General features: G+C 37.8%; 2 protein-coding genes and 1 pseudogene. All 3 read left to right on the forward strand.

All coding sequences use genetic code 11. From position 1 onward, the window contains the following. A pseudogene (locus tag CWATDRAFT_RS30490) lies at positions 1-487 on the forward strand (NF041680 family putative transposase); the annotation flags it as partial. A gap of 470 nt (positions 488-957) precedes the next feature. After that, positions 958-1,770, forward strand: a complete 813-nt coding sequence (locus CWATDRAFT_RS30495) for a TlyA family RNA methyltransferase (protein ID WP_007308564.1) — start codon at positions 958-960, stop codon at positions 1,768-1,770. A gap of 439 nt (positions 1,771-2,209) precedes the next feature. Next, on the forward strand, positions 2,210-3,064 hold the full coding sequence (locus CWATDRAFT_RS30500) for a matrixin family metalloprotease (protein ID WP_007308565.1): 855 nt from the start codon (positions 2,210-2,212) through the stop codon (positions 3,062-3,064). Positions 3,065-3,647 lie beyond the last annotated feature (583 nt).

Consider the following 3,647-nt stretch of genomic DNA (forward strand, 5'->3'; position numbering starts at 1 on the left):
AGAAAGAAATAGTATTTGGAAACCTATGTGGCTTATTGTTATTGGTTCTCGGCGCGATGAGTTAAGTTTAGTTGATTGTTATCAGTGTTATCGACAACGTTATGACATGGAACATCTTTTTCGATTTGGTAAACAAAGATTATTGATGACATCTTATTTAACTCCCGATGTACATCATGAAGAAAATTGGTTTAAACTAACACTTCTTTCTTATGTAAATTTGTGGGCTGCCAGAAAATTAGCTGTGGTTTTACCCCGTGATTGGGAACAGTATTTGAAGACTAATAAATCCATCAAAATCACCCCTAGTCTAGTTCAAAGAGACTTTTCAAGAATAATTACGACTTTGGGGACTTTCGCCAAATTTCCCAAACGTCGAGGTTTTTCTTCCGGACGTATTAAAGGTTACAAAAAAGCCCCACGAACTCGTCATGATGTTATCAAGAAAGGGAGCAAAAAATCAACTGAAAACTTAAAAGCTCCTTAGTTTTCCTCAGAATCTATAGATTAGCCCTATTTGTCAGCCAATTTTATTGACTGATACAGAGCCGATATTTTGGGATTTTAGTTTAGCGTAAAATATACGCTAACAAACTTTTTTTGTCCAAAGTCCAATCATAAATAAAGGAGTTAAAATGAAAGTTTAATGTCTTTGAAGGCGTGACGATCGTATTTTGTGGTATCAATCTGTAGTTTCATATTTCCAGTTAGGTTTAATTGTACCATTTAATAACTCGTTTGAGTTATTAACTTTTGTTAAATCTGAGTCGGGTAAGTACAGGAAAACTGAGAAGATTTGTTGTTGTTTGACTATATATGACTATATTTCTGTTGAATGTTTATGATACCAAAAAAAATGTCAGTAATTCTACACCCTAAATTCGCCCATCCTGATTGACTGTTGCCTTTGAGATTGAGTAAATTTATAATTAACTTGCTCTATTTTTTGTATATTCCTTGTCTAAACTACGTCTGGATCTCCTTTTAGTGAAACGTGATCTTTGTTCCTCCCGCCAACAAGCGCAACGTTGTATTCGGGCCGGGGAAGTAAAAGTTAATCAAAGAATCATTGATAAACCAGGAACAGAAGTCGAGATCACAGCAGACATTGAACTCAAAGCAAAACCACCCTATGTTTCTCGTGGGGGTCTGAAGGTCGAAAAAGCCCTAAAAAGCTTCAATATTGCTGTAAAAGACCGTATATGCCTCGATGGGGGCATTTCTACTGGGGGGTTCACTGATTGTTTATTGCAAGCAGGGGCGAGACAGGTTTATGGGGTAGATGTGGGTTATGGACAAGTCGCTTGGTCCCTACGTCAAGATCCCCGGGTGATCTTAAAAGAAAGAACCAACTTTCGCTATCTTAGCCCAGAAGATTTATATCAAGATAATCCTAGAGCAGATTTAGGAGTAATGGATCTTTCCTTTATCTCCCTAACCAAAGTTTTAGGCCCCTTATGGAATTTGTTATTAGAACCGAGAGAAGTGATTTTATTGATCAAACCCCAATTTGAAGTAGGGCGATCGCGGGTTGGCAAAAAGGGGGTGGTTCGTGATCCGCAAGATCACAGTCAAGCTATTTATCAAGTTTTACAAACTACCTATAGTCTCGGTTGGTTGTGTTGTGGTTTAACCGTTTCTCCCATCACAGGGCCTGCTGGTAATAAGGAATATCTCGCATGGTTACGTTGCGATCGTGGTTGCCAAGACTATTCTTTAGATATTATTACTCAATTAACTACGGGTAATCTCTCGGAATTAGTTGCATAATTGGGCTTAATTTATTCATATTCTCAGTAAAATTTCAGTTAAGTATATTTTCTTTTAGCATTTCGTTTTTATAAAAATTATATAAAGTAATAAACATTAGAACAAAGTTAGTAACTTGATATTTTACTTACGTAAAACTACTTTTATGAGATACTAATATTCTATTTCAAGGAAGTATCTGGAAATAAGTTCAGTATTTTTAAGGTGAAAGTTATTTTTGTGCGTGTTATCAATTCAGTATTTTTTCTGTCAGTAAAGAATCAATTGTTTAGAACAAAAAAAATGTAAAAATAAGTAGCTTCTCGATTCTCTTTTAGATAATAATAATTATAATATTGGATATTAGAAATACTAAATTGAAAAAGAACACAAGATTTTTATGCCTTATAAGTTCTCATATCTCAATAATTATTAACCACTAAATAACACTATAAAAATTATGGGTTACACTTTTAACAATATTGTTGACAATCAGCATAACCTTTTTGCTAGTGAGGAGTTAGACTGCATTTGCCCTCCTTGTGCCTCTAAAGAAAGCAGTGAAGATAACGATACTGCCAATAATAACAGCAGTGGCAGTGGTTCTGGGTCTTCCGGTTCTCCTAATTCTCAAGGAACTTCTCCCCCTATTAATACTTTATTATCTGGTCGTCAATGGTATCCTAATACAGATAGGGTTGTTACCTATAGTTTCTTTGAAGACGATGATTTTGCTAACTCTTACTATGGATCTGAATCGGGAGTTCAAGAAGTTAGTGAAGGTATAAAAAGTAATTTTAGAAAAATTGTTGCTTGGTTAGAAAATGTTATTGATATTGACTTTGTAGAAGTTGATGAAACTGATCCAAGTACTTTTGGTCAAATCCGTGTTCAAAATTCTAATAATCCAGGTTACGCCTATGCTTATTATCCCGGTTTTACAAGTAGATCAGGAGATATTCATTTCAAAACTGGTTACGATCGCCTGGGAGATACCAATGGCTTTCAACATGATGCCGGAAAACATGGTTACATGACCATTGTTCATGAACTAGGTCATGCACTGGGATTAGCCCATACATTTAGTGGAACAGTCTTAGATCCTGGGTTAGATAATACAGATAACTCAGTAATGACCTACAACTTTACTGGGCACTCCGCCGGAACTTTTATGGCTCTGGATGTTGCAGCTTTACAAAGTCTATACGGAGCCAAGACCCATAATAATGGAAATACCACATACACCTTTGGTAATTACATCGATCAAGTGAGTGTGTGCGATTCGATGAGTCAGAAAACTGATACCCAGTCCTAGACAAAGGTACAGCGTGTGACTCGCTCAGATACCCTAGAAGGGGTTCTGAGTAACTGTCCGAATGATGTGGGTGCAAGTCCCACCGCCGAAGGTTACGGCTGACTCAAGACCTACCCACAGTGACCAAACTCGGAATTTTGGAGGCTGAAGCTGGGAATAGGATGCAATCAGACACCGACTGCTGGTGACACTGGCGTTACAGGAGTCCCCATGATGAAACAGAACCTAGAAAAGTGACTTACTTGAGGGCAGGAAAGCAGAAAGAATAGCACCCCCTGACCCCATCGGAGCAATGTAACCCGTCAGCACTTACCCTTATGACTGACATAACCTTGGGTTTCCGATAGTCAAAGTGGTTCCATCTAAAGGGACAATCAATCATCGGACGGAACGAATAAAAACGAATCTAGAGTCTCAGGAGATAGTCGAACCCTGAGTAGGCAAGACGAGATGCGGAACTCTCTAGATTCGGGTAGGACGAAGCGTAATTGCTTCGAGGCAAAAAGAAAACGATTAACAGAGGTGACATGGTTAGACACAAAATCAAAGATTTAGTGACTCTGGTACCGACTGATTTATCCGC

It is taken from the genome of Crocosphaera watsonii WH 8501 (assembly GCF_000167195.1).
GTDB classification, from domain to species: domain Bacteria; phylum Cyanobacteriota; class Cyanobacteriia; order Cyanobacteriales; family Microcystaceae; genus Crocosphaera; species Crocosphaera watsonii.

Bases quoted from the DNA above. Each gene is read 5' to 3' on its own strand.
- CWATDRAFT_RS30500 (WP_007308565.1), top strand. From the start codon at position 2,210: ATGGGTTACACTTTTAACAATATTGTTGACAATCAGCATAACCTTTTT.